This is a genomic window from Geobacillus thermoleovorans, from assembly GCF_001610955.1.
In the GTDB taxonomy this organism is placed as follows: domain Bacteria; phylum Bacillota; class Bacilli; order Bacillales; family Anoxybacillaceae; genus Geobacillus; species Geobacillus thermoleovorans.
On record NZ_CP014335.1, the window covers coordinates 722,778 to 747,192 of the forward strand.

The 24,415-nt window shown below is 50.7% G+C and carries 20 protein-coding genes; 18 read left to right on the forward strand and 2 right to left on the reverse strand.

From position 1 onward, the window contains the following. Positions 1–23 precede the first annotated feature (23 nt). From GT3570_RS03705 to GT3570_RS18990, 5 genes are all read left to right on the forward strand, one after another. Entirely contained in the window at positions 24–1,190 is a 1,167-nt protein-coding gene (locus GT3570_RS03705; protein WP_014195097.1) for a COG1470 family protein, read from the forward strand. Between the two features lie 2 nt (positions 1,191–1,192). After that, positions 1,193–2,149 carry an ABC transporter ATP-binding protein gene (locus tag GT3570_RS03710; RefSeq protein WP_021322319.1) on the forward strand — a complete coding sequence of 319 codons (957 nt, stop codon included), beginning with the start codon at positions 1,193–1,195 and terminating at the stop codon, positions 2,147–2,149. Continuing rightward, on the forward strand, positions 2,136–3,215 hold the full coding sequence (locus tag GT3570_RS03715) for an ABC transporter permease (RefSeq protein ID WP_023633804.1): 1,080 nt from the start codon (positions 2,136–2,138) through the stop codon (positions 3,213–3,215). Before GT3570_RS03710 ends, GT3570_RS03715 begins: the two co-directional genes overlap by 14 nt. Before the next feature lie 279 nt (positions 3,216–3,494). Continuing rightward, positions 3,495–4,670, forward strand: coding sequence for an MFS transporter (locus GT3570_RS03720; RefSeq protein WP_062898462.1), 1,176 nt, complete (start codon positions 3,495–3,497; stop codon positions 4,668–4,670). Between the two features lie 243 nt (positions 4,671–4,913). Beyond that, positions 4,914–5,186 (forward strand): hypothetical protein, encoded by a 273-nt coding sequence (locus GT3570_RS18990; RefSeq protein ID WP_062898463.1) that lies wholly within the window; start codon positions 4,914–4,916, stop codon positions 5,184–5,186. Between the two features lie 316 nt (positions 5,187–5,502). Here the strand turns inward: GT3570_RS18990 and GT3570_RS03730 are convergent, their stop codons facing one another. Then, on the reverse strand, positions 5,503–6,213 hold the full coding sequence (locus tag GT3570_RS03730; protein WP_062898464.1) for a Crp/Fnr family transcriptional regulator: 711 nt from the start codon (positions 6,211–6,213) through the stop codon (positions 5,503–5,505). A 224-nt stretch (positions 6,214–6,437) separates the two neighbouring features. On the opposite strand from GT3570_RS03730, the gene modB reads away from it, so the two are divergent. Then, positions 6,438–7,100 (forward strand): molybdate ABC transporter permease subunit, encoded by a 663-nt coding sequence (modB, locus tag GT3570_RS03735; protein ID WP_023633814.1) that lies wholly within the window; start codon positions 6,438–6,440, stop codon positions 7,098–7,100. Between the two features lie 54 nt (positions 7,101–7,154). After that, positions 7,155–8,180 (forward strand): GTP 3',8-cyclase MoaA, encoded by a 1,026-nt coding sequence (gene moaA / locus GT3570_RS03740; RefSeq protein WP_023633815.1) that lies wholly within the window; start codon positions 7,155–7,157, stop codon positions 8,178–8,180. 87 nt (positions 8,181–8,267) lie between these two features. Here moaA and ric read toward each other — a convergent pair whose 3' ends face one another. Further along, on the reverse strand, positions 8,268–8,975 hold the full coding sequence (ric, locus tag GT3570_RS03745; protein ID WP_020279770.1) for an iron-sulfur cluster repair di-iron protein: 708 nt from the start codon (positions 8,973–8,975) through the stop codon (positions 8,268–8,270). A 288-nt stretch (positions 8,976–9,263) separates the two neighbouring features. Between ric and GT3570_RS03750 the strand changes: the two genes are divergently transcribed. The 11 genes from GT3570_RS03750 to istB all read left to right on the forward strand — a co-directional run bounded on the left by GT3570_RS03750 (position 9,264) and on the right by istB (position 24,378). Further along, the gene (locus tag GT3570_RS03750) at positions 9,264–10,220 is read left to right on the forward strand and encodes a methyl-accepting chemotaxis protein (RefSeq protein ID WP_020279769.1); all 957 of its coding nucleotides are present in this window, start codon (positions 9,264–9,266) and stop codon (positions 10,218–10,220) included. Positions 10,221–10,269: 49 nt separating this feature from the next. Further along, positions 10,270–11,529 (forward strand): molybdopterin molybdotransferase MoeA, encoded by a 1,260-nt coding sequence (locus tag GT3570_RS03755; RefSeq protein ID WP_020279768.1) that lies wholly within the window; start codon positions 10,270–10,272, stop codon positions 11,527–11,529. Then, positions 11,526–12,026 carry a molybdopterin-guanine dinucleotide biosynthesis protein B gene (mobB, locus tag GT3570_RS03760; protein ID WP_021321985.1) on the forward strand — a complete coding sequence of 167 codons (501 nt, stop codon included), beginning with the start codon at positions 11,526–11,528 and terminating at the stop codon, positions 12,024–12,026. The genes GT3570_RS03755 and mobB overlap by 4 nt, the downstream gene beginning before the upstream one ends. Then, on the forward strand, positions 12,023–12,490 hold the full coding sequence (locus tag GT3570_RS03765; RefSeq protein WP_033027975.1) for a molybdenum cofactor biosynthesis protein MoaE: 468 nt from the start codon (positions 12,023–12,025) through the stop codon (positions 12,488–12,490). Before mobB ends, GT3570_RS03765 begins: the two co-directional genes overlap by 4 nt. After that, positions 12,487–12,717 (forward strand): molybdopterin converting factor subunit 1, encoded by a 231-nt coding sequence (moaD, locus tag GT3570_RS03770; protein ID WP_047757638.1) that lies wholly within the window; start codon positions 12,487–12,489, stop codon positions 12,715–12,717. Before GT3570_RS03765 ends, moaD begins: the two co-directional genes overlap by 4 nt. A gap of 5 nt (positions 12,718–12,722) precedes the next feature. After that, a complete protein-coding gene (locus GT3570_RS03775) occupies positions 12,723–13,451 on the forward strand; it encodes a YwiC-like family protein (protein WP_023633821.1) in 729 nt (242 codons plus the stop codon). Between the two features lie 328 nt (positions 13,452–13,779). Further along, complete coding sequence (locus tag GT3570_RS03780) at positions 13,780–15,081, forward strand: DNRLRE domain-containing protein (RefSeq protein WP_062898465.1); 1,302 nt, start codon at positions 13,780–13,782, stop codon at positions 15,079–15,081. Positions 15,082–15,168: 87 nt separating this feature from the next. Next, on the forward strand, positions 15,169–16,617 hold the full coding sequence (locus GT3570_RS03785; protein WP_062898466.1) for an IS66-like element ISBst12 family transposase: 1,449 nt from the start codon (positions 15,169–15,171) through the stop codon (positions 16,615–16,617). A gap of 10 nt (positions 16,618–16,627) precedes the next feature. After that, positions 16,628–22,066: an RHS repeat-associated core domain-containing protein gene (locus tag GT3570_RS03790; RefSeq protein ID WP_318258080.1), complete on the forward strand. Its 5,439-nt coding sequence runs from the start codon at positions 16,628–16,630 to the stop codon at positions 22,064–22,066. A gap of 57 nt (positions 22,067–22,123) precedes the next feature. After that, positions 22,124–23,629 (forward strand): IS21 family transposase, encoded by a 1,506-nt coding sequence (istA, locus tag GT3570_RS03795; protein WP_011230285.1) that lies wholly within the window; start codon positions 22,124–22,126, stop codon positions 23,627–23,629. Continuing rightward, a complete protein-coding gene (gene istB / locus GT3570_RS03800) occupies positions 23,626–24,378 on the forward strand; it encodes an IS21-like element helper ATPase IstB (RefSeq protein WP_011230286.1) in 753 nt (250 codons plus the stop codon). Before istA ends, istB begins: the two co-directional genes overlap by 4 nt. The last annotated feature ends 37 nt before the right edge of the window (positions 24,379–24,415 follow it).

Genomic DNA, 24,415 nt, shown 5'->3' on the forward strand with positions numbered 1-24,415 from the left:
CGAAGTGAAAACAGAAGGAGGGAGTGAATGTCGTGCAAAGCAGGATCATCATGATGTTCGCCATGATCTTGACTCTCTTTTCGCTTCTTCTTCCGATCCGCCCGGCATCGGCGGCAAGCGGTGTTGTTCTCTTCACGCCATACACCGGGCTTTCCGTGACGCCGGGGGAAACAATCGACTATACGGTCAATGTCATCAACAACGGTTCCAACATTGAAAACGTCACCTTCTCGTTTGACCACCTGCCGAAAGGATGGTCGACTTCGATTACCGCTGAGGGGAGAACGATTGAGCAGCTGTCCGTCCGAGGCGGAAAAGAAGAAGAGGTCACGTTGGAAGTGACCGTGCCGCTGGATGTCGACAAGGGGGATTACCGCTTTTGGCTCGTCGCGAAAGGGGACAGTGGTTCATCGAAATTGCCGCTGCTTGTCCGCGTGACGGAACAAGGATCGTTTAAAACGGAACTGACGTCGGAACAAACGAACCTCGAGGGGCACGCGGATTCGAGCTTCACGTATGATGTCACGCTGAAAAATCGAACTGCCAAGACGCAAAATTACGCGTTAAGTTCGGCGGCGGAAAAAGGTTGGCAAGTCACGTTCAAATCGGAAGGCAATTCCGTTACGTCGGTGAAGCTCGAGCCGAATGAATCAAGAGACATTACCGTAGAGGTTAAACCGCCGGAAAATGTGAAAGCGGGCACGTACAAAATCCCGATCAAAGCGCAAACGAGCGATACGTCGGCTGAGCTGACGTTAGAAGCGGTCATTACGGGCACGTATGCGCTCAAACTGACGACGCCGTCAGGAAACTTAAGCACCGATGTGACGGCGGGGCATGAACGGGTGATCGATCTTGTTGTCAAAAACACCGGAAGCGCTCCACTTTTGAACATCAATATGACGGCTGACGCTCCGCCTGATTGGGAAGTGGAATTCGATCAAAGCACGATCGCCCAGCTGAACCCGGGCGATTCCAAAACAGTCAAGGCGAAAGTGAAAGCGTCGGATGAAGCGATCGCTGGGGATTATGTTGTCAACTTCCAGGCGCAAACGGCGGAAACGTCGGCGGAGGCGGCGTTCCGCGTCTCGGTCAAAACGTCGACCGTTTGGGGAGTGGTGGCGGTGTTGATCATTCTCGGGGTGGCCGGAGGGCTGTACTATTTGATCAAAACATACGGGAGGAGGTAAGCATGGCAGCACCCGCTGTCATCGAGCTTGACAACTTGTGCAAAACGTATGGCGACCATCGGGCGGTTGACCATTTGTCGCTTTCCATTCAAAAAGGGGAAATTTTTGGGCTTCTTGGCCCGAACGGGGCCGGAAAGACGACGACGATTTTGATGATGCTCGGGCTCACCGAGCCGACGTCCGGCATGGTTAGGGTATGCGGGATCAATCCAGTGCGAAATCCCATTGACGTTAAACGGAAAGTCGGGTACTTGCCGGATGATGTCGGCTTTTACCATCACATGACAGGGTTGGAGAACTTGCTGTATACGGCGGCGTTAAACGGCATTCCTCGCGCCGAGGCGGAAAAGCGAGCGTGGGAGCTGCTCGAGAAGGTGAATTTGACCGATGCGGCCCATAAAAAAGCGGGGAAATACTCGCGGGGAATGAGGCAGCGGCTCGGCTTGGCCGATGTGTTGATGAAGCGCCCGGAAGTGATCATTTTGGATGAGCCGACGTTGGGCATCGACCCTGAGGGAGTGCGCGAGCTGCTTCGGCTGATCCGCGATTTGAGCCGCCATGAAGGCATCACGGTCCTGCTGTCCTCGCACCAATTGCACCATGTGCAGAAAATTTGCGACCGAGTCGGCTTGTTCGTGGGCGGCCGATTGTTGGCCGAAGGGAATATCGAACGCCTGGCGCAACAGCTGTTTTTGCAGGATGCCTATGTCATCCATGTGGTTGCTTCGCCGCTTGACGCTTCCTTACGGTCCAAAATCGAGGCGATTCCGGGCGTCAATAAAGTGGAGCAAACGGAAGATGGATGGGATGTGTATTGCCAAACGGATGTGAGCGCCGCCATCAGCCAGACGATCATCGAATCAGGATCTTCGCTGTTCCATCTCAGCCGGCGGGATTTTGGACTTGATGAGATTTATCACCGCTATTTTGAAGGGAGGGATGTACGTGAAGGCCAGTAAGGAAGAGCGATGGGCAAACGATGTTTTTTCATATGTGAAAAGATGGAGCGAACGGCTGAAGGTGGGTGCGCTTGATGAGAAGAAACGAGCAAGAGGGGCAAACAGCGCCTTTTCGGCCATTGTCAAAAAAGAACTGGCCGATTATTTGACGAGTTGGCGCATGATCATTTTAATCGCCCTCATCTTGCTTACTTGCTTCGGCTCGCTGTATACGGCGATGACGACAATCCGGGACGCGTTGGATTCCTCGGAAGAGGCCAAGGAAATCGCGAAAGGCGCCTACTTGTTTCTAAAATTATTCACCGTCTCGGACGGAACGTTGCCTTCGTTTCTGACGTTTGTCAGCTTTCTCGGGCCGCTGCTCGGCATCGCCCTTGGATTTGACGCCATCAATTCGGAGCGGAATCGGGGGACGTTAAGCCGGCTCATGGCCCAGCCGATTCCGCGCGATTATGTGATCAACGGCAAGTTTGTCGCTGCGCTGTTGTTGAATGCTGTTTTGTTTCTTTCGCTCGGCCTGCTCGTGATGGCGTTGGGCATTTTGGTCTTGGGGATTCCGCCTACTTTCGAAGAGTTTGCCCGCATGGTCTGCTTTTTGTTGTTATGTCTTGTGTATATCGCCTTTTGGCTGAATCTCGGCATTTTGTTTTCCGTCGTCTTCCGCCAGGCGGCGACATCCGCGTTGTCGTCGATGGCCGTTTGGCTGTTTTTCAATCTTTTCTACTCGATGATCGTGGAAGTATTTGCGAAATCGTTTTTGCAGTCTGACGCCATTACGTCCGTCGAGCAGGCGGTCGGCCGTCAAGAGTTGGTGCTTGGTCTCATGAGATTGTCGCCGAGCTACTTGTTCAATGAATCAACAACCGCTTTGCTTTCGCCGGACGTCCGAACGCTAGGGATCGTCACGGTGGAGCAAACGGCCGGCGCTGTTGCGGCCCCCTTGCCATTCTCGCAAAGTTTGCTGCTCATTTGGCCGCAGGCGACCGCGCTCATTGCCGCCACCCTCATCTGCTTTGCGATCGCGTATTGGTTGTTTATGAGGCAGGAGATACGGGCGAGTGGGTGAGAAAACAAGTTGTTTGCCGTAGACGGGGCGGAAGAGATGTGTGCGCCCAACAGCGTTTCTTATCGTTCGTATGTGAAAAACGTTCTGCCAAATCGTGTCCGTTCCTTTTGGGGACGGGCTTTTTCTTTTTTTGGATGTGACAAAACCGTGACAACGCTTGTGGCAAAATGGTGACAACAGGCAAGAATGTGATCAACCTCACAAATCCGTTTCCTTCTCCTGCGTATGATGGAAGTACAAACAACGTCACAAATTTTGAAAGTTTGGGAGGGGCTTTTCATGAATAAACAAAAGGCGCTGCTGCCGATTACGACGTTCGCCATGATGTTTTCATTCGCCGTGTGGGCCGTGTTTTCGCCGCTTGCGAGTACGTTTCAGCAAATGTACGGGCTGACATCGACGCAAAAAAGCATTTTGGTCGCCATTCCGGTGCTGCTTGGCTCGATCATGCGTTTGCCGCTTGGCATTTGGACGGACCGGATCGGCGGGCGCAGGCTGTTTTCGCTGCTGCTCTTGTTTCTTGTCATTCCGCTTGTTGGCGCAGGGTTTGCAGATTCGTATGCGATGCTTCTGTTTTGGGCGTTTTTCATCGGCATGGCCGGAACGTCGTTCGCCATTTCGGTGACGTTCGTTTCCCGCTTGACTCCGCCGGAAAAGCAAGGGACGGCGCTTGGGATTAACGCGATGGGCAACTTCGGCACGGCGGTTGCTGCGTTTTCCGTTCCATCGATTGCCGCAGCGTTTGGTGTGCCTTGGGCTTTTTGGGGGATGATCATTCCGGTTGTCGTCATGCTCGTTCTCGTTTGGTTTTTCACACCGGATATGCCGAAACCGAAACAACAAAAAACGGTGCGTGAATCGCTGTCGGTATTGAAATATAAACATACGTGGACGTTGTCGCTCTTTTACTTTGTTACGTTCGGGGCGTTTGTCGCTTTCGGCATTTACTTGCCGTCGCTGCTCGTTGACTTGTATGGGTTGACGCCAGTGGATGCTGGGATGCGCGCGGCTGGGTTTACTGTACTCGCTACGCTCGCGCGGCCAGTCGGCGGCTATCTTGGCGATAAAATCGGAGCTGAACGGGTGTTGACGTTCGTCTACGCTGGAATGACAATCGGCGCGTTGGTGATCGCGTTTGGAATGGAAAATATTTGGGTGATGACAGCGGCTTGTTTGTTTGTGGCCGTGATGTCTGGGCTGGGCAACGGTGCGGTGTTCAAACTCGTGCCGCAGCTGTTCCCAGCCGAAACGGGCGCCGTCACCGGCCTTGTCGGCGCCTGGGGCGGACTTGGCGGCTTTTTTCCGCCGATTGTCATGGGGATCATTAAAGATGCAACAGGTTCGTACGTGCTCGGTTTTCTGCTCCTTAGCTTGTTTACCCTTATTTGCTTCTTGCTGAACCGGCTCGTATTTGGCAAAAAAGCCGGCGAACCGGCGAACCGGTTCGCTTCTTGAATGGAATACCGTATAGAGAGGCTGAAAGCTTGTTTGCTTTTAGCCTCTTTTTTTATTTGGGCGTGTTTTTCTGTTATTCAATGTGAGTATGCGTTTCACTATTGTTACATGATTAAAATATATTGCTCATTATTTCACAAATCATTCAAACATGGCTGTCTGTTGGTGATACAAATCACCAGGGAAGAAGTGAAAATGCCGTACGTTAAAGGTGTAAATCAAATCATCTAAGGGGGGAGAACGATGAAACGAAGGATGTCTTCGTTATTGTCCGCCGCGTTAGCCGCTTCGCTTCTGGCCGCATGCAGCAACGGGGGAGGAGGAGAGGCAAAGGCGGAAAATAAAAACGGAACAGCGGCAACTACGCAACAGTCTGCTACGAACATGTCAGCGGCGCATAAAGGAGTGAACCAAGCACCGGTGCCGTTGAAAATGGAGCGGATCGGCCCGCATGATGTCCGCGTTGAAATGACGGCGCAAATCGGGAACATACCCGATCGTCACTCATCAGTTTAACCATGCACAAAAAGGAGCCGTCGCCATGCTGAAAGTGACCGAAACGGGCGAAGACGACGGCTCAGAAACAAGCGGACATTAATGTTTCCCCATTTCCCTAAACGGGAGATAGCCGCCTAAAGCCCTATAGCTCTTATTATACGGCGGTGAAAAGAAAAAGAAGTGATTCGCATCACAATCGAAAAAAAGAGAGCGTCCGGCAGGCCGCGAACAACGGTCGGTCGGGCGCTCTTCTAATCAGCGCGCCAAAATGGCTTGGTCGTTGCTGTGTATCGAAGGGGAACGATCAGACAGACTCCTAACTACGGTGCGCCGCTCACTCAATGCAACAAATATCCGGCGGACAGTCTTCGCATTGGATTTCCGCTTTCAAATAGTTTAAATCATGAACCGTAATTTTCCCCCGCCCCATCGAGATGATCCCTTTCTGTTTCAAGGCGTTGAGCATCCGATTAACGCTTTCGCGCGTTGTGCCGCAAAAGTTGGCTAAATCTTGGTTTTTCAATGCGACGTCGATCAAAATGCTTCCATCTTCAAGCGAGACGCCATAACTGTTGCAAAGGCGAATGAGCGTCGAATAGAGCGCCCCTTTTTTTCCGTTCATAATCAAATCGCGGAATTTCGTCTGTGTCCGCCGGGCATGCTTGCTCATCCAGCGCATATATTCAAAGGTAAGGGGCGGATTGATCAGCAGCTGCTGTTCCAGTTCCTCTTTGTTTATGACTGCCGCTTCGCCTGGCTCTATTACCTTGGCTGTCAACAAGTAGTGTGCATCGTTCGTAAACAGTGTCAATTCACCAACGATTTCCCCGCTTCCGCAAATGCGGAAGCACATTTCTTTTCCGTCCGGACAAATTTTGCTTACTTGCACTTTGCCAGAGAGGATCAAATACAATTCATTGGCCGGCATCCCTTCTTGGAACAAAAAGGAGTGCTTGCGCAACGGAATCACTTTTTTCGACGATTGCAGCCATGAGCGCAAGAGGGAAAAATCGCGTTTCTCCACTAGTTGGCTTTGCCGTTCCATGATTGACACCTCCATTTGTTCGGCTACTTCTATTGTAAAAAACATCACAGTAAGGACAGAGTGAAAAAAATCACCGTTTGTCACTTTTTTTGTGCAGGTTGTCACAAATTTTTCTAACCCGGATTTCCCCTCCCATATGATACAATCAATGTGAGCAGTGTCACAGCGTTTGCCTGCTCGTTTTCGTATAGTAGGATGGAGATGGAACAAAGAGAGGCTGACCTATGACATCGTTTTGGTCACCGGTTTGGTTATCGATCAAAGTATCGCTCCTCGCCGGCTTGATTGTCGCGGTCTTAGGGACAGCGGCGGCGAGGCGGATGGCGCGCCGCCGGTTTCGCGGCAAGACAGTGGTGGAGACGGTGTTTATGTTGCCGCTCGTGTTGCCGCCGTCGGTCGTCGGTTTTTTGCTCGTCGTCTTGTTTGGCCGACATAGCCCCATCGGCCAGTGGATCGAAACGTCATTTCATACGACCGTACTGTTTACGCCCGGTGCCGCGGTGATGGCCGCCGTGGTCGTGTCATTCCCGCTCATGTATCAGGCGGCCAAAACCGGGCTCGAAGCGGTCGATCCAACCATTGAAGGGGCGGCGCGCATCGATGGGGCGAATGAGCGCCAAGTGTTTTGGCATATTTCGCTGCCGCTTGCCAGACACGCGTTATTATCCGGGGCAGTGCTGTCGTTTGCCCGCAGCCTCGGGGAGTTTGGCGCAACACTCATGTTTGCCGGCAATATTCCAGGAAAAACGCAAACGATCCCGACCGCCGTCTATATGGCCATGGAATCGGGGCGAATGGAGTTAGCGTGGGCATGGGTGGCGGTCACGATCGGATTGTCATTCAGTTTATTGGTCTTTGCGACGAAACTCGGTCGTTTACGGGAATAAAAAAAGCCGCCTGGCAACATCATGAGGCGAACGAAACAGAAAGGAGGGAGCGCGATGAGCGAGCGCAACCGAACGAACGTCATGGACCGCCTGTCCCGCCCGCTTCGCGACTTGCGGTTATCAGTGATCGACCAATGCAATTTTCGCTGCGTCTATTGCATGCCGGCCGAAGTGTTCGGGCCGAATTTTCGCTTTTTGGCGGAAGGCGAGCTGTTGACGGTCGAGGAAATGGCGCTTCTATCGGAATGCTTTGTCGAGCTGGGCGTCGAAAAAATCCGCCTGACAGGGGGCGAGCCGCTCTTAAGGCGCGATTTGGACGCGCTTGTTGCGCGGCTGTCTGCGATTCCCGGCCTGCGCGATATCGGCTTGACGACCAATGGCGTCCATTTAGTGAAATGGGCGCAGCGGCTGAAAGAAGCCGGGTTGAAGCGCGTCAACGTCAGCTTGGATGCGTTGGATGATGACATTTTCCGAAAAATGAACGGCATCGGCGTCGGCGTCACCCCGGTGTTGAAAGGCATCGAAGCCGCCCGGGCGGCGGGGCTCGGCGTCAAGGTGAACATGGTCGTCAAAAAAGGGTGGAACGACTCGCAAATCGTGCCGATGGCGGCCTATTTCAAAGAACAAGGCATTCCGCTCCGCTTGATTGAATTTATGGATGTCGGCACCACGAACGGCTGGGATTACTCCCATGTCGTGACGAAAAAAGAGATGTATGAACAAATCAACGCCATGCACCCTCTTGAACCGGTTGAAAAAGCGTACTTCGGCGAAGTGGCGAGCCGCTACCGGTACGCGGGCACGAACGTAGAAGTCGGCTTTATCGCCTCGGTGACGGAAACGTTTTGCCGGAGCTGCACGAGGGCGCGCATTTCCGCCGATGGCAAGCTGTACACGTGTTTGTTTGCTTCTGAGGGCGTGTCGTTGAAAGACAAACTGCGCGCCGGCGCGGGGAAAGAAGAGCTGAAGGCGCTGATCGCCGCCATCTGGAGCGAGCGGACAGACCGCTATTCAGAAGAACGGACGGCAGAGACAGCGAAACAGCGCCCGAAAATTGAAATGTCGTATATTGGGGGATGAAGAAAAACGGGAGCGCTCTTTTCATAGAAGAAGCGATCCCGTTTTTGGTTTATGTTTTCGGAAGTGCGAATCGGCGTCTTTCTTCCTTTAAACCTTCACCGCCGCCAACACGCGCGGGAAGAGGATATTGTTTTCCAAATGGATGTGCGTAAATAAGTCGTCTTCAAGCGCCGCGAGCCGGCTGTAGACGAGCCGATACGTGCCGCACGCATCTTCCGGCGGGGTGAAGTCGTTGGTGATGTCGCGAATTTCTTTCATCAAATCGCCGGCTGCGTCATGTTCATTGACCAGTTCGCGGACGGCTCGCTCGACCGCTTCCCGGTTTTCCGGCGATGGGTTGTCGGCAAATTGCAAAATGAGCGGGAATGCGCCCGTTTCCTCTTTAATCAAGTGTTGCTCAAGCTCCGTTTTTAACTCATGGAACCGTTTATGCACTTGGGACAGATGTGGATGGTGCATGCCGTGCACGCGCAACACTTTCGTGACATATGGGCTGAGCTGCGGCAGTTCCTCGTTCAAATAGCGGTGATGCGTTCTTACAATATGATCGACGAGTTCGTCGAGCGGCGCTTCGTTCCAGTTTCCCGTCGGCTTGTTTTGCGCCTCCGCGTAAAGGGTGTTCAGCTCGCGAAGGAGCGCTTCGCCATCCAGTCCACGCTCTTCGATGGCCTCTTTTAACGGGCGCTGTCCGCCGCAGCAAAAATCGATGCGCCGCGCTTTAAACAAATCAGCTGCTTTCGGAAATTGAGTAACAATATCGCCAATCAATGATTGTTCAGTAAACCGCTGTTCCATTCATCCATCCCTCCATTGATCCAATCGTTACAGCTTCAGCATACCGTGTTTTCCGCGAAGGTGTTGTGACGGATCTCACATACGTAAAAAAAAGTGGACATCGATCCATGTGATAAACGTCACAACAGCACGTTTCTTCTTTATCGTACAATGAAAAAAAGCAGACTTCTGCTGACTCTTTGCAGAGGCGGTGTCTGCTTTCGTGGATGAGAACGGACATGTTCAGCAGATAACATACAACGTGTTGACAACAGAAGCCAATCAAGAGAAGGAAAAGGGGAGACGGATATGTGGGCGTTGGTGAAGGGAAGGCAGTGGGAGGAGGAAAAAACAGAACTGGAGCGGCAACTCGCTGAGATGAAAGAAGAGCTCACGAGACAAAAGGAAGCCATTCATGAGACGGTGGCAGGATTGCTCGGGGAGTTGCAGGAAATCGTTCACCAGCATGAGGTGGTCAACGGGCAACACCATGTATTAGGCCAGCTGGTTGACCGAACGAAAGAAAAGGTTGATAATGTCAGTACGCTCAGCAAGTCATCATATGCGATTTCCGACCGTTTATGCGAACAAGGGAACGCGTTGGTGGAGACGGCGGGTCAGATGGTCGCAGCCGCAAAAGAAGGTATCCGCATGTCGGAAGAAATGGAGCAGGCGATGGGGCGGCTCGGCAGTGAGATGGAAACGACATCGGCCGCGATGCATCGGTTGCGCGGCCGCTCGCAAGAAATTGAACAAATTGTGAAAGTGATCAAAGAAATCGCTGGCCAGACGAATTTGATCGCGTTAAACGCCTCGATCGAAGCCGCTCGCGCCGGGGAGCATGGCAAAGGGTTTTCCGTCGTCGCCGCTGAAGTGAGGAAATTGGCTGAGCATACGGCGGACAGCACGGAAACGATTCACCAGCTAACCGATGCCGTGCAGCAGGAAATCGAGCGGTCGCTAGAGCAAACGGAAGCCATTTCATCTTTGATCGAAACGGTTGTCCAAATGAGCATCCATACAGCTCGCAAATGGTCGGCGATGATGGAGCTGATCGATCAAGTCGAAAATCGAGCCCAAGACGTGCTAAACTATATTCAGGAACAATACCGCTATGCGGATAAAGTGAGGAAAGAGCTCGAACAGTCCGCCGCTTTGTTTGGCGAAACGCGGGAGATGATTTTGCGGCATATTGCCGATGCGAGCGTCGTTGATGAAAAGTTGGCAGAAGGCATAAAACAGCTGCAACAATGGCAACAACGTTGAAAGAACGATATGGTTGCCGCCAGCCGTATGATCGAAAGGAGAGAGAGAGATGGTCGAAAGACGAACCCCGATTCCTGTATCGGAAGCGATCGATCGGGTGATGCGTTATGCCGGAGTGGGAGAAGAGGAAACAGTGCCGCTTCGCCAGTCGTATGGCCGCTATTTGGCCGAAGATTTGCGTGCTGACCATGACGTGCCGCCGTTTGACCGCTCGCCGTATGACGGATTTGCCATTCGCGCCGCCGACTCGGAAGGAGCGGGACTTGACCATCCGGTCGAGTTTGAAGTCATTGAAACGATCGGCGCCGGGCAAGTGGCGAAGCAGCCCGTCGGCCCGTTTCAAGCGGTGCGCTTGATGACCGGGGCGCAAATTCCCCAAGGATGCGATGCGGTCGTCATGTTGGAGCTCGCCAAACAGTACGAGCGGGATGGAAAAACGTATATGGCCATTAAACGCCCGTTCCGCCCTGGCGACAACATTTCGTTTCAAGGGGAAGATGCGAAAAAAGGGCAGCCGCTTGTCGAAAAAGGAACGCGCATCAATCCCGGGGTGGCGGCGCTCTTGGCGACGTTCGGCTACGCCGAAGTGAAGGTGGCGAAAAAGCCGCGGATTGGCATTTTTGCGACTGGAAGCGAACTGCTCGACGTCTCTGAACCGCTTGTGCCGGGAAAAATCCGCAACAGCAACGCCTACATGATCGAGGCGCAGGTGTTCAAAAGCGGCGCCGAGCCGATTTATTTCGGCCAGCTGGCCGACGACCTCGACGCGTGCTTTCACGCCGTGCGCCAGGCGCTCGACCAAGTGGACATGCTCATTACGACCGGCGGCGTCTCGGTCGGGGATTTCGATTATTTGCCCGCCATTTACAAGCGGCTCGGAGCGAACGTGTTGTTTAACAAAATCGCCATGCGCCCGGGGAGCGTGACGACCGTCGCCGAGATTGATGGCAAGCTGCTGTTCGGTCTATCCGGAAACCCGTCGGCGTGCTACGTCGGCTATGAACTGTTTGTCCGCCCGGTCGTGCGCACGCGGCTGTTTTCGGCCAAGCCGTATTTGAAAAAAGCGAAAGCCACCCTTGGCGCCGATTTTCCGAAGCCGAACCCGTTCACCCGCTTCGTGCGCAGCCGGGTCGAGGCGGTTGACGGTCGGCTTGTCGTGAAGCCGGTCGGCATGGACAAGTCGAACATCGTCACCTCGCTTGCCTTTGCGAACGCCTTGATGGTGCTGCCGGGCGGAACGAGAGGGTTTGCGGTTGGCGATGAGGTGGAAGTGTGGCTTTTGGATGACGATGAGGGGTCAAGCGAATGAACGTCTGGCAAGTCGTCGGCTATAAACATAGCGGCAAAACGACGCTTATGGAAAAATGGGTGGCGGCCGCTGTCCGGGAAGGATGGCGCGTCGGGACGGTGAAGCACCACGGCCATGGCGGCGAGCCCGCGCGGCCGGAAGGCGTCGATTCCGTCCGCCATGAGCGGGCCGGGGCGGTGGCAACGGCGGTGGAAGGAGACGGGCTTTTGCAGCTTCATCTCCGCCGCCCGTTGTGGCGGTTGGATGATGTGTTGGCGCTTTATGCGCCGCTTCGGCTCGATCTCGTGTTGGTCGAAGGCTACAAACAAGAGCGGCACCCGAAAGTCGTGCTCGTCCGCACTTGGGAAGATTGGGCGTCGCTTCAGCACCTCGCCAACATCCGCGCCGTCATCGCCTGGGAGCCGCTCGAAGGGCCGCTAGCGCACCCGGTGTTTTCGCTGGCCGATGATGACGAATATATTCCATGGCTCATGAACGAGGTGAGAACACGAACATGACAGAACCGTTGTTTGCCATTACCGACCGGCCGATTTCGGTCGAGGATGTGATGAAAAAAGTGATGCGTCCGGAAGCGGGGGCGGTCGCTGTCTTTGCCGGCACGGTGCGCGAATGGACGAACGGCAAGAGGACGCTCTTTTTGCAATATGAGGCGTACGTGTCGATGGCCGAGAAAATGCTCGCGCAAATCGGGGCGGAAATTGCGGAGAAATGGCCAGGGGCGAAAACCGCCATCACCCACCGGATCGGGCGGCTTAAGATCGGCGACATCGCCGTCGTCATCGCGGTTTCCTCGCCGCACCGCGCCGAAGCGTATGAGGCGAACCGCTATGCCATTGAGCGGATCAAGCAAATCGTGCCGATTTGGAAAAAAGAGCAATGGGAGGACGGAAGCGCCTGGGTGGGCGACCAGTTGGAAACAACGGCGTATCCGTCCGGAAAACCGGAGGTGAAAGAGGAATGATCCGTCTATTGTTTTTCGCCCATTTGGGCGAGCAAATCGGCGAGCGGGAAGTGATGTGGCCGAATGTTCCGGAAACGGTGAAAAAACTGAAAGACGAAGTGGAAGAGCGCTATGGCGTCTCGCTCGGGCGCGTCATGACCGCGGTCAATGAGGAGTATGTCCGCGACGAAGCGCCGCTTCACGCCGGCGACACGGTCGCCTTTATTCCACCGGTAAGCGGAGGATGAGACGGATGGCGAACAAAAGCAAATGGGTGATGCCAAAACAACACGGCGCCTGGGCGATGCTCATCATCCCGTTTTGGCTCGGGGCGTACGCCGGTGGGCTTTCGTGGATTCACGCGCCGCTCTTTGTCGCCTGGCTTGCGCTCTATTTGGCGACGTATCCGCTCTTGATGGCGGTGAAAACGAAGCGGAAAGAGCCGTACGTGCCCGCCGCCGCCCGCTATGGTGCCATCGCCGCCGCGGCGCTTGCCGTCTCTCTTTGGCAACAGCCGGCGCTTTTCTACTTCGGGCTCGCCATGGTGCCGTTTTTCTTGGTGAACACGTACTACAGCAAGAAAAAGAACGATCGCGCCTTTTGGAATGATGTAGCCGCCATCGCAGCGTTTTGCATCGGCGGCCTCGCCGCCTTTTACGCCGGACGCGGGGCGTTGACGATCGAAGCGTTTGAACTCGCCCTGTTTTCCTTCCTCTTTTTCATCGGCAGCACGTTTTACGTAAAAACGATGATTCGCGAAAAGAAAAACGAGCGGTACAAATGGCTGTCATGGGGCTACCACGCCCTGTTGATCGTCGGCCTCATCGCCATCGGCGAGCCGTTCGCCGTCTTGGCCTACGCGCCGAGCGTCATCCGCGCCGTCTATTTATATGGCAAGTCGCTGCCGATCATGAAACTTGGCATGCTGGAAATCGCCAACGCGGCGTACTTTTTCATCGCGATGATCGTGCTCTACTCTTGAGCGAACCCCAAACGGGAGGCATCCATGACCGTTTGGGGTTTTTTCTTTTGGTTAGGCGGTATTGCTTTTTCATTGCACAAGCATGATGTGAAATGGGCATGAATTCCTTGTAACGGTTTTGCAAAGGGTCGTTTCAAAAGCCTACCTCTTCTTCTATGCTCGTTCTCAAATAAATAAAAAAGGGAAACATCTCAACATTCATTATTAGGATTATAGACGTTCCAGCCCAAAGCCATGTCGAACTTTGTCTGTCGAAAATGATGGATGGCAGGGAGCAGGAAAGATACAATTTGATTGTAAAAGTAATGGAAATCGGGAAGGAGAGCATATGAGAAACATTCGTTTGCGACGATGGTTGGTTTGGATGGTCGTATGGGCTTTAGTGATGTCAAGCGTCCCGACAAAGGGACTTGCCGAAACGATCCGATCAGGGGTTGACCGTGTAGAGCCAAAAGAGGAGCCGCCAAAGGTGCCGCAAGCCCCGAAACGTGATCTCAAGCCAGGGGAAATCATAGAAGAAAGAACTGAGAATACAAAGGTTTACTACAACGGCGATGGCACGTTTACCAAGAAGATTTACTTTGAGCCTATTCATGTGAAGAAAAAGGGACAAAAACTATTTGAGGAAGTATCTTCTAGCCTAACGGATAGCACCAATAATACGAATTACGTTGAAACAGAGAATACCATTTTGGAGACAAACTTTTATAAAAAGATGGTCGATGGAGAATACGCCAATTTCCATTACAATGGATATTCGATTTCCTATTCTATTTTAGAGGCAGCAGGCAATGACGTACAACCGATAAAGGCGAAGGATGTTGCTGCTACCTATAAGAAAAAAGACAACAAAATTCTTCACAAAAACATTTTTCCGAGCATAGACCTGCAAAATATTACATTTAACGAGTCAACGAAAGAAGATTTAGTTCTTCATTCTTTTACTGGCTATCATATTTTCAAATTCCGTCTGAAAACGAATTTACATGCAGACATTCAAGACGATGGCTCCATTTTATTTACAAATAAAGAAAATGAAAGGGTTTTTGAGCTGCCGAAGCCGTTTATGGTGGATTCGAATGTCGATGAACGCTCTGGCGAGGTGCAGCGCTCAGAGAATGTAACGTATGAATTACAACAGGATGATCAAGGATATATTTTAACGATCAAAGCCGACCCGGAGTGGCTGAAGGATCCTAAACGTGTATACCCTGTTTATATTGATCCGAGTACTTCCATTAATGTGTCTACCGATGCATTTGTAATGAGCGCCTATCCGACAACCAACTATAGTTCCTCATCAAGTAAGTGGGATTCGGCGCAGGGACAATACGTTTTAAAGGTGGGGTATTATGATGGAACAACAGGCACTTGCTATGGCTTTTTGCACCCGGATTTATCAAGCATCAAATATATGAATGTGACGAATGCCACGTTCCATGTCTATGTCACCCATTCGTATTATACGACAACACCAACAGGGCTATGGCTCGATGTGGTAGACAGCTCATGGTCCGCGAGCACGTTAACATGGAGTAATCAACCTTCCTCCACCAACATTGGCAAGGTCGATGTCGCAAGAGACCAATGGGCGCAATTTGATGTCACGAATACGGTAAAAGAATGGTAACTATTCAGCCACATCATAAAGTGAGCTGAATATTTTCTTCTTTCCTTGTCTATGATGTGAATATTGATAGACAAGGAGGTGAATCGCATGTTGACGGTACAACAAGCTGTATTTACAGTTGAGAGCTTAATCGGCAAAGTTCAACAACAAAAACAGCTCATTCATCAACTCATTCAAGAAAATGAACATTTGCGTCACGAAAACAAACAACTACGCAAAGAAAATGAACAACTGAAGTACCGTGTTCAAGAGCTGGAAGCACGCACGAAAAAAAACAGCTCCAATAGCCATTTGCCCCCATCTTCTGACCGTTTTGAGAAAAAGCGTTCCTCCCGCGAGCCGTCTGGCAAAAAGCCTGGTGGGCAAGAGGGACATGAGGGGAAGACGCTCCGTCAAGTGGAACATCCACATCATCGTGTCGTCCACCGTGTGCATACGTGTCAAGGATGTGGAGCTTCTTTGCGTGAAGTCAAACCGTTCAAAGTCGATATCCGTCAAGTGTTTGATGTCCCTCCTGTGGCGATCGAGGTGACACAACATGAACGTGAAGTGAAATCGTGTCCACATTGTCGATGCGTGCAACAAGCCGAATTCCCATCCCATGTCACGAATCATGTGCAATACGGTCCACGGCTCACGGCGCTCGTTGTTTATTTACATCATATCCAATTGATCCCGTACAAGCGTTTAAGTGATACAATCGAAGCGTTATATCAACACTCGATTAGTACAGGAACCCTTGCCAATATGGTGAAACGAGGACGCGAAGCGCTGGAATCAAATATGGACATCATCGAAGACGCCTTACTTGAATCCAACATCCTGCATGTCGATGAAACGAGTTTGCGCATCAATGGGAAACTCGCATGGGTGCATGTCGCGTGTACATCGAGATATACATACTTGGCTCCTCACGCTTCTCGTGGAAAAAAAGCGACCGATGATATCGGGATTCTTCCCCGATATGAAGGGACGATGATGCACGATGCGTTCGGTACGTATCCGAAATACACACATGCCACCCATGCCCTTTGTCATGCCCACCATTTGCGTGAGTTAAAAGGATTCATCGAACAGGGGCATACGTGGGCGATGCGCATGACCACGTTTCTGTTAGCCGCCAAGCAAGCCGTCGAAGCCCATCACGGTGCACTTTCCGAAGAAGAAGCGAGACGGTGGGAACGAGTGTATGATCGCATCCTAGAAAGAGCACAACACCGATTGGAAACGATGACGCCTCTTCCGAAAAAAGCACTCGCTTTTGTTCGACGCCTTCAAAAACGAAAGGAAGAAGCGCTGCGTTTCTTACGTGAAGTACATGTTCCCTTTGATAACAACCAAGCCGAACGCGATCTTCGCATGGTCAAAGTCAAAGAGAACATTTCGGGTACGTTTCGCGAAGAAACATTCGCGCAGTCGTTTTGCATCGCAAGAAGCATCGTTTCCACACTGACGAAACACGAAAAAAACGTGTGGGATTCGTTATGTCTTCTGTTGGCAGGCGAAACGATCGATCGAGTTCTTTCCGCTACCTAGGGCATTTTCTATGACCGAAATGCCCTATTTGTGCTGGGCTTTTTTATACACTAGCACTGGGGTGAATAGTTACAAAGAATGGGCATTCGGGACAAAGCCAAATTACGGATTGAAACTTCATACGAATGGCAATGGACAAACCTATTGGAAAAAAGTCGTTTCCACGACGAACAGCAGTTATAAACCATATTTGTCCGTTACGTATACGATACCCGTTCCCCATACGCCGACAGGAACGGCCTTCAGTAATGGGGATGGCACAGGATATATCAATTTATCATGGGATCCGGTTCCCGGCGCTGCGGGTTATAAAGTTTGGATTTATAACGGGAAATCATATGAAGCGTTTGATGTAGGCAATGTCACTTCCTGGAGTACAAAGGGGAAAAAAATCTGGCCGACCCCTTCTGAAATTAGCGCTGGAAGATACGACCTGCATCAAGATCAGTTAGGGACGGAGCTTGCTGTCGATCCTTCCCCGGTCTATCGAAATTCAGGCGAAAGCTATCCAAACAGCAAGAACTACTGGTTCCGAGTCAGTGCGATTTTTCCTCAAGGCGAAAGCGCCATGTCCGGTGCGTATATGCCGACCATTCCGGATTTGGCGAAACCATCTGCTCCGACGGGGGTAAGTTATACAAACGGAAACGGAACCGGATATATCGATTTCAAACGGAATCCTGTGAGTGGAGCGACGGGGTATAAAATTTGGATTTTTAACGGTTCCTACTATGAATCGTTAGATGTCGGGAACGTCACTTCTTGGACAACGAAAAACAAAAAGTATTGGCCAACCTCCACGGAAATTCATGCAGGTAGATATAAGTTGCATGTAAACGATGGTCTTGGCACGGAATTAGCTGTTGACCCGTCTCCGGTCTATGCCAATGCAGGAACCAAATACGCAACGGCTGCCAACTACTGGATTCGGGTCAGTGCCTATAACTCTCAAGGGGAAACCGTCTTTTCGGATGCGTATATGCCTCGTATTCCGGATTTGCGAGTGCCGCCAGCGCCTTCGGGGTTTGCTTACAGCAACCAATTAGGAAGCAACTCGGGTTATGTCATGTTAGACTGGGATAAGATTCCTGGAGCGACAGGGTATAAAGTGTGGATTTTCAATGGACTTTACTATGAAGCATTTGATGTAGGAGACGTGGATCATTGGACGACGCAAAACAAAGGAATTTGGCCAACGCCGGAGGAAATCCAACAAGGGGATTCCAGCACCTTAACGCTGCATCATGATGGACAAGGATTGGAACTTCCGAAAGATCCTTCCCCCATGTATGCGAAAATGGGGACCAAATACGCGACAAGCACCCATTACTACTTCCGACTCAGCGCCTACAATGCGGATGGGGAAACGGTATTTTCCAGCAATGCCTTGACGGTGAACATTCCGGAGGCGAATGAGTATTTAGGAAAGGAAGAGTACTGGTCCATCATTGATGTTCCGTATGGCAGCGTGAATGCCGCTACCGGCAATCTGATTATAGACGAAGACGATGTTTCGATTTCCGGAAGAGGACCGGGGCTTGAAATCACAAGAACTTACAATAGTTTATCCACATCGGTTGGATTGTTTGGAAAAGGATGGCATAGCGATGCGGAAATGAACATCGTGGCCCAAGGAAACGAAGCAAGATTGACGGATGAAGATGGCACGCTCCATATCTTCACAAAATTATCCGACGGCACGTATAAAGCTCCGACAGGTGTTTACTTGGAGTTAAGCGAAACAACCGATGAATATATCCTAACGACAAAAGATCAAACGAAAATTCATTTTCAAAAAAGTGATGGCAAGTTAACCAGAATCGTGGATGGACATGGGAATGCGACTACTTATAGTTATTCTAACGGAAAGCTCGTGTCGATTACGGATGCGTCGGGCAGAAAACTGAGCATCGAGTACACCGCAAGCGGAAGAATCCAGAAAATGACCGACCCAATGAACCGGACCATCACGTATGAGTATAACAACGACTTGTTAACAAAAGTAACCCAGACGGGCGGGGAAGTAACGAGATACCAATATAATGAACTTGGTCGGTTAGAGAAAGTATTGGAACCGACGCATACGGAAGAAAAACCGGTCGTTAATCAGTTCATTTATAATGGCGACAGGCTAAGCCAAGCGATTGATCCTGAAAACCGCATCTATACGATGAACTATGACCAAACAAAACGACAACTTGTCGTAACGCAACCGAATGGCCGTAAAATTCAGTATAAATTTAATGAAGCAGCGAACCCAATTCAAATTATCGAAGACGTAGATGGTTTAAACATTACGACAAGCTATGTTTATGAGGGAAATAATCTAGTAGAATCACGGGATCCGAATGATCAAAATGCAGCGAATCCTACTGAATCATATACGTATGACGCCAAGGGGAATGTGTTAACGGCGAAAGATAGTTATGGTACGGAAACATACGAGTATAACAAAAATAATGATGTCATCTCCATGACAGATACGGAAGGCGATACAACCACGATTGCCTATGATGGCTTAAATCCTGTATCCGAAACGGATCAATCCGGAAAAACGTCTTCTGTATCGAAGTATGATGCCTATGGGAATATCATTGAAGAAAGCGATACATTAGGCAGTGCCACGAATTTGCTCTCTAATAGCGGCTTTGAACAAGGAATCACAGCTTGGAATCTGCTCAGTCATTATGATACTGGGCAATTACAGGAAGACACGAATGTCTATAATGGATTGACAGGGAGAAAAACATTAAAAATCGTCGCCGACTCTACTTCTCCTAACACAGAACTTGGCTATGTAGCGGCTACCCAAGAAATCGCGGTGAAACCGAATACCACCTATACGTTAAGCGGGAAGATCAAAACGAATTTAACCAAAGCCAATGCCTTTTTCAATGTTCAATTCCTGAATAGTCAAAATCAAACGATTTCTTGGGCGGATCATCGTTATAGCCAACTTACAGGCACAAGACCTTGGACAGAGCGGCAAGTTACATTTACTACTCCTTCGAATGCAGCCAAAATTCGCGTCTATTTAGAGGTCGATCATAAGTCTCCAGATGCTTCCGGAGAAGCCTGGTTTGATAATGTTCAATTGGAAGAAGCGCAGGTTTCTTCCAGCTACAACCCAGTTGTAAATAGTAGTTTTGAAGGAACCACCACGAATTGGAGTGGAACAGGAGGAAGCGTAGATTCTACGCAATCATTTGATGGAGGGTACTCACTAAAAATATCTAGAACAAGCACCACGCAATCGGCAAGTGAGTATAAGCAGACCATCATCGTTGGCCAAACATCTGGTGATGCACCAATTAATCTTACGCTCACCGGTGTATCGAAAGCGCAGGATGTCAAAGCCAGTGGCACAGTGAGCCCAAGCGATTATTCCATTACGGCTAAAGTATACTTTGTGGATGGAACGACCCAAACGTATACTGCGGATTTCCCTGCTGGCAATCAAGATTGGAACCGTGCCGCCGTTTCGATTCAACCTTCCAAGCCAATTGATAAAATCGACATATCCGCTGTCTTCCGCGGCAATTACACGGGAACGGTATGGTTTGACGCGATCCGGCTCATGGAAGGAAACGTGGTGACGAAAAACAAGTACGATGCCAGCGGAAATTACGTCACGGAAGAAGTGGATGAAGAAGGCTATGTGGCGAAAAAGAATTATGATGCCGTTGGGAATCTATTAAGCGAGTACGATAAGAAAGGAAACAAAAAAGAGTACACGTATGATTTATCGGATCGCTTAAAACAGCTGTTGTTAGCGAACGGCACTTCCGTCAACTACGATTATGACTTAAATGGCAATATGACTTCAAAAGTCATTCGAACCAGCGACGGCCAGTCTCAAACATTTGCCTATTCTTATGATGCGGCCGGCAAACTCGTGAAAACCGTTGGTCCGCTCCATGATGTGACAACGAATGAATATGATGCCAATGGAAATAAAATCAAAACGGTTTTGCCGAAAGGAAACACGATTCAATGGACGTATGACGGAACGGAAAGGGTCAAAACGATTTCTTACAACAACGTTCCGTATTACGAATTTAGTTACGACAAAAACGGAAACGAACTTTCTGTACAATATGTAAAAGACGGTACGACCAAGACAAGAAAATTTGATTCCGCGAATCGTGTCATTGAACAATCCGACCGCGGAGGATTACAAAAGTGGACCTATCCGACGACATCGGATAAATTACAACAGTTTATGTTCTCCCATGGATCGTTTAGCCAAACAGTCACATACCAATACAATGCCTTGGATCAAAATACAGTCGTCCAAGACGGAACGTATACGTACCGCTTTGACTATGACGAGAGAGGAAACGTTCGCACCTTCACGACAGAAAATGGAGCCGGCTCGACCTTTAGGTATGATGACCGCGGCCTCGTGGAAAGTCTTTCGGTCGGTACGGCGGACGGAACAGAAATTGTATCGGAAACGTACCGTTACGATGAAAACGGCAACCGGACAAAAATTGAGTACCCAACGAGAGAGACGATCGTTTATCACTACGACGCGCTCGATCAACTAGTGGAAGAACAGCTGCCAGACGGAACGAAGATCGAGTATACGTATGACGGATTTGGCAACCGGACGAAAGTCGTGAAAACAAAGGATGGGCAGTCGACGACGACCAATGCCGATTATAACGCTGCCAATCAGCTCATTCGTTTTGGAAACGAATCGATCACATATGATGCCAACGGCAACCGATTGGAAGACGGTCAGTATCAATATGAATGGAACGAAGCGGATCAGCTCGTCTCCATCACAAGAAAAGGCGAAAGCACGCCGTTTGTGACGTACCAATACGATGAAGACGGCCGGCGCATTCAAAAGACTGTCAATGGCGTCGTTACGAACTATCATTACCAAGGCGACAGCCTAAACGTTCTGTACGAAACCGATGCGAGTGGAAATGTGGTAAGATCATATATATACGGAGAAAATGGGCAACTCCTTGCCATGAAAAAAGGCAACGCCACGTATTTTTACCACTATAACGCCCATGGCGACGTGATCGCCCTGACGGATGAACAAGGAAACATTGTTGCCCGCTATCAATACGATGCGTGGGGGAACATTCTTTCCCAATCCGGCGCATTGGCGGACGAAAATCCATACCGATATGCGGGGTACCAATATGACCAAGAAACGGGTCTGTACTATCTGATCGCCCGGTACTATCATCCAACGCATGGCGTGTTCTTGTCGCTCGACCCCGACCCAGGCGATGCGGATGACATCTTGACACAGAACGGCTATACGTACGCGAACAACAACCCAGTAATGTTGGTGGATCCGGATGGGCATTTCTTCTGGTTTGCGGTTAACGCTGGGTTTGCGTGTTTATTGCAAAATAAAAATACAGAGTTCTGCAACGAAAAGTGCAGAGCTGAAGGCAAAGAAAAAAGGCTTGCCAGCCTCTAACATTTCCTCTACTGTGGAAGTTGTGAACACATAACCAAACAGTGGAGGAGCGAAAGGATGCTGGCAATGCCCGAAATTAATCGTATCAGAAAACTGCGTGAAAAGAAAGGGTTATCGATTGCGGAAATTTCCCGTGAAACGGGATATAACTGGAGAACGGTCAAGAAATACGCAGATGGAGACATTTCTGTCCAACCAACCATCAAACGCAAAAAGGGGATGATGGAGGAAGAAGGGTACGGGCAAATCATTGATGACTGGTTGGAGGAGGATGCCAAACTGCCGAGAAAACAACGGCGAACGAACAAGACGATGTTTGAAGCGCTTTGTCGTGACCATGGATTTCAAGGCTCGTATCGCACCGTTTGCGCGTACGTGCAAAAACGAAGACCGCAGCTCAAGCTCGAGAAAGAACAGCGCTATGAACGACTGGAGCACCCGCCAGGCGAGGCGCAGGTGGATTTCGGGAAGATGACGGTTGTGACGAAGGAGGGGAAGGAAGAAGAGCGATCGGTTTTGATCATGAGCTTTCCCTATAGCAACGCTGCGTTTGCTTATCCGCTGCCGGCGGAAAACAGTGAATGCTTCCTCCATGGGTTGACGCAGCTGTTTCGTCAGGCTGGGGGAGTGCCAAAGGCATTGCGCATTGACAATTTGTCCGCGGCCATTGTGTCGATTCGAAAAGGGGGAGAACGCCGATTCACCGAGGCTTTTGAGAAATTTCAACTCTACTATCGGTTTGATGTACAAGTGTGCAATCCATACAGTGGACATGAGAAAGGAAATGCGGAGCGAAAAGTCTATTACACTCGCAACCTTTGTTTCATCCCCGCTCCATTGATGGAGTCGGATCCGGAGCTGGTGGAGTGGCTGCATCGCAAGATGGTCGAGGACCGAAACCGTCCTCATTATGAAAAGGGGCGGTGGATCGAGGAACTATGGCAGGAAGAGCAACCGGAGCTGTTGGCGTTGCCGGAACAAGATCTTCCGATCTTCTCCCTCGATCACGCTTACGTGAATAAGTACGGAGAAGTGATGGTGGATGGGAAGGCGTTCGTCGTCCATGGCCTGTCCGTCCCCAACCGGGTGTTGGTGAAGAAAGAATGGAATCGTTTCGTTGTGTTCTCTTCCGATGGAGACGTCCATCTTGAAGCGCCCAGGCCGTATACGAACGTGAAACGCGAAATCCCTTGGAAAGAGATTTTCGCTGAGTGGGAGACCAAACCCCGGGTTGTCGGACATTCCCGCTACCGGACGTACTTGCCGGAGGCGATCCGAACGTATCTGGCTGGCCCCCCGCCCCAGGTGGTGGCCCGTTTGAAAGGACTGCGAGCGCTGTTGGATCGGCACACGCTTTACGAAATCGCCCAGTGGCTCGAGGAGAGTCAGCGATGGGACTTGGCTCCTCATGAAATCGGCGTGTTGATGGAAGCGAAGCACTCCTATTACCCGGACAAGTGGGAAGAATCATACACCCCTTCCGTTCTAATCGACTATGAAACGGATTTAACGGTGTATGATCAACGTCTTCATCCCGCTCGGGAAGGGGGTGTCCAGAGATGAGAGCAGAGGTGAAAGAGATTTGTAAAGCGCTGCATTTGGCCTATATCGCAGATCGATTCGAGGAGGTGAGATTCGAAACGAAAGAACAGTTTTTGCGGGATGTATTGGCGCTGGAACTGTCGTGCCGCCAAGAAGCGAAACAGGCTCGGCTGATCAAGAAAGCCAAGTTTCGGGAGTTGAAATGGCTGAAGGATTACGAATGGTCGGGTCATATCCATTGGCCAGCCACGACATCGAGGGAGGAACTGTGTGACCTTCGCTTTTTGGAGCGAAAGCAAAACGTTCTGCTTTTAGGTTCACCTGGAACGGGGAAAACCCATCTCGCCACAGCACTTGGCATTCAGGCGTGCCAACAAGGCCATGAGGTTCGGTTTTTCCGCGTCGCGGATCTTGTCGCCCAGCTGGAAGAGGCGTTGAAAAACGGCACGCTCGGACGGCTGAAACGAAGCCTCGACCCATGCGAACTGTTGATTTTGGATGAACTCGGCTATGTGCCGTTTCAAAAGCAAGGATCGGAACTGTTGTTTCATATTATCGCCGACTGTTACGAGCGAAAAAGCGTCATGGTGACATCGAATCTAGAATTTGGACAGTGGAATCGGGTGTTTGGGGACAACCGTTTGACGGCAGCGTTGGTGGATCGCTTGGTTCACCACGCCCACATCTTGGCCTTTACGGGAGAGAGCTATCGACTGCGGAACGCTCTCTCCGCGATCCAGCCGTCCTCTGCCTCCGGTCTGGAACCTTAAGTCTTGAGCTGGCAAGCCTATGTATTTTTTCTTGCAC

Coding starts and splice junctions, on each gene's coding strand:
- GT3570_RS03710 (WP_021322319.1), top strand. CDS start 1,193: ATGGCAGCACCCGCTGTCATCGAGCTTGACAACTTGTGCAAAACGTAT.
- GT3570_RS03720 (WP_062898462.1), top strand. CDS start 3,495: ATGAATAAACAAAAGGCGCTGCTGCCGATTACGACGTTCGCCATGATG.
- GT3570_RS18990 (WP_062898463.1), top strand. CDS start 4,914: ATGAAACGAAGGATGTCTTCGTTATTGTCCGCCGCGTTAGCCGCTTCG.
- GT3570_RS03730 (WP_062898464.1), bottom strand. CDS start 6,213: ATGGAACGGCAAAGCCAACTAGTGGAGAAACGCGATTTTTCCCTCTTG.
- modB (WP_023633814.1), top strand. CDS start 6,438: ATGACATCGTTTTGGTCACCGGTTTGGTTATCGATCAAAGTATCGCTC.
- moaA (WP_023633815.1), top strand. CDS start 7,155: ATGAGCGAGCGCAACCGAACGAACGTCATGGACCGCCTGTCCCGCCCG.
- ric (WP_020279770.1), bottom strand. CDS start 8,975: ATGGAACAGCGGTTTACTGAACAATCATTGATTGGCGATATTGTTACT.
- GT3570_RS03750 (WP_020279769.1), top strand. CDS start 9,264: ATGTGGGCGTTGGTGAAGGGAAGGCAGTGGGAGGAGGAAAAAACAGAA.
- GT3570_RS03755 (WP_020279768.1), top strand. CDS start 10,270: ATGGTCGAAAGACGAACCCCGATTCCTGTATCGGAAGCGATCGATCGG.
- mobB (WP_021321985.1), top strand. CDS start 11,526: ATGAACGTCTGGCAAGTCGTCGGCTATAAACATAGCGGCAAAACGACG.
- GT3570_RS03765 (WP_033027975.1), top strand. CDS start 12,023: ATGACAGAACCGTTGTTTGCCATTACCGACCGGCCGATTTCGGTCGAG.
- moaD (WP_047757638.1), top strand. CDS start 12,487: ATGATCCGTCTATTGTTTTTCGCCCATTTGGGCGAGCAAATCGGCGAG.
- GT3570_RS03775 (WP_023633821.1), top strand. CDS start 12,723: ATGGCGAACAAAAGCAAATGGGTGATGCCAAAACAACACGGCGCCTGG.
- GT3570_RS03780 (WP_062898465.1), top strand. CDS start 13,780: ATGAGAAACATTCGTTTGCGACGATGGTTGGTTTGGATGGTCGTATGG.
- GT3570_RS03785 (WP_062898466.1), top strand. CDS start 15,169: ATGTTGACGGTACAACAAGCTGTATTTACAGTTGAGAGCTTAATCGGC.
- GT3570_RS03790 (WP_318258080.1), top strand. CDS start 16,628: ATGACCGAAATGCCCTATTTGTGCTGGGCTTTTTTATACACTAGCACT.
- istA (WP_011230285.1), top strand. CDS start 22,124: ATGCTGGCAATGCCCGAAATTAATCGTATCAGAAAACTGCGTGAAAAG.
- istB (WP_011230286.1), top strand. CDS start 23,626: ATGAGAGCAGAGGTGAAAGAGATTTGTAAAGCGCTGCATTTGGCCTAT.